We start from the raw sequence: 318 nt of genomic DNA, 5'->3' as shown, positions 1-318 counted from the left end.
GGCTGTGTTGTAGTTGAGTGTGGGTATAAAAAATTCATATCATAATGCCTCTTTTATCCATGTTTGATCTGAATACTCAGTGTTATCTTCCATAAACCTAAACCAGCTTAAATAATTCTCAATGTAGTCTGTACCAATGCCATTAAAACGTCTTAACCATGCCTTCCATCGCATCATATAATTATTAAGTGTTTGGATATGGTAAATACCTTCTACTACTCTTTGGTTATCCAACCCAATCAAACGTTTATGGTCAATGTCGAGTTCTTTAGCAATACCTTTATATGATAAGTTTCCATCAGTACAAAGCACTGAGCC

The 318-nt window shown here is 34.9% G+C and carries 1 protein-coding gene; it reads right to left on the bottom strand.

Annotation, left to right across the window (positions count from 1 at the left end; all coding sequences use genetic code 11):
• Window positions 1-39: 39 nt before the first annotated feature.
• The coding region (locus tag H5180_RS23365) for a transposase (protein ID WP_182759265.1) at window positions 40-318 on the bottom strand (279 nt) is incomplete at its 5' end.

Origin of the sequence: Pseudoalteromonas sp. SR41-4 (assembly GCF_014163985.1) — a bacterium.
Lineage (GTDB): Bacteria > Pseudomonadota > Gammaproteobacteria > Enterobacterales > Alteromonadaceae > Pseudoalteromonas > Pseudoalteromonas rhizosphaerae.
This window is presented reverse-complemented; position numbering and strand designations above follow the sequence as displayed.